Source organism: bacterium, assembly GCA_024228115.1.
GTDB lineage: Bacteria > Myxococcota_A > UBA9160 > UBA9160 > UBA6930.
Genome location: JAAETT010000131.1, coordinates 1 through 1,376 on the forward strand (window position 1 = coordinate 1; position 1,376 = coordinate 1,376).

At 58.7% G+C, this 1,376-nt stretch carries 1 protein-coding gene; it reads right to left on the bottom strand.

Annotation, left to right across the window (positions count from 1 at the left end; genetic code table 11):
* Positions 1 to 8: 8 nt before the first annotated feature.
* The gene (locus tag GY937_06330) at positions 9 to 1,211 is read right to left on the bottom strand and encodes a hypothetical protein (protein MCP5056328.1); all 1,203 of its coding nucleotides are present in this window, start codon (positions 1,209 to 1,211) and stop codon (positions 9 to 11) included.
* Between the last annotated feature and the right edge of the window lie 165 nt (positions 1,212 to 1,376).

Sequence of the window (1,376 nt, forward strand, 5' to 3'; positions counted from 1 at the left end):
CCGTCAAGTCAATCCGATACCGCTTCTTCGACATACGGGCCCCATGAATCGGCCCGCGACACGGCGAGAACCGATTGGCTGCGGGGGACGCAGTGCTTAGCATGACAACACTTCCGCCTTTGGTCGATACAAGGGACTAGAAACAAGGGCGTAATAAGCCATCCCAAGACCACAAAAATTGCGAAGAACAGGTCGAGAGGCGGTGAGTGTTTCCACCGAACAAGAGATCGAAATAGACCGCCGAGACCGAGAGATCTCACGCCGAAACTGCCCAGGACAAAAAGAGGCAGGGCAAGAGTGAAGCCGAACAGAATCCCGCCAACGGAGGTCTTTTTCTGGATCGCCATCTCGACAACAGATGCGAAGCCGGGAATCTGGCCAAGGCCCAACTTCCAGATCGCAGCCGGCCAATAGTGGGTCTGGAACGTCGGCGCAACGCGAATCACGCTCGATCCAAGATGAGGCAGGATCAGCGGCAATACAAGAACTACGCACGCTGCACCGGTGACGAATACCGCTTCGGCCAGGCGACGGTCACGCCGAAGGAGGCATAGAGCAGCGGCGATAGCCAAGGCCGCCATGGTGTGCGCAATGAAAAAGATCTTGAACGATCCCATGACGCCAAGGATCACACTCGAAGCAAGAAACCATGACCAGCGCCGGTCAGAATCAGCCAAGCCGCGTAGAAGAGCCCACATTCCCGCAAAGAAGAAGGCGAGGGCGGGGAGGTTGGGGTTCGCCCAATAGAGTGAAACTATCGCGGGCGTATCGAAGTAGTGGACCGCCCAAATGTTCTGGTTTCCGGTCACTAGCCCGGGCATGTATCCCATGCCCTCCGCAAGAACTACCATCAGGGCCGTCGCTGTGGACGCGAACACGGAGCCGAGCCAACGACGCCCAAAGATGTACGCGGAGAGAAACACCAGTGCCAGTAACATCGTGGGAACCAAGCGAAGGCAGGCGTCAGCGACGGGGATTCCCAGGAATCGATGAAGAACGGCTGGCACCAAGTCCATGCCATAGTGGTAGGACAACGGCATGCCCGCGGCGAAGGGGCTGCGCAGGGGAAAGGAGTGCACCAGCTGTTGAGTAACGCCCAGATGCAGTACTCCGTCGGGCTGTGTTGAAACGAGGATGCTGCCGTCCGCCTGCCATACGAAGTCTCGAACAAGCTGTGGCAAGAATCCAACCGGCAGAACGACAAGGATCATGCACAGGAGCACGCCCCAATGGGCAGCTAGGAGTCTGCGCGGTAGAAGCGAGATCGGCCGCGTAGCGTGGGATTCTCGGTTGAATTGTTGCGGTGAGTAGGGTCTGGGGCGCCCGGGACCGCGAAGGCTCCGGATCGGGTGTGAGCCGGGGTTGCCCTGGAAGCC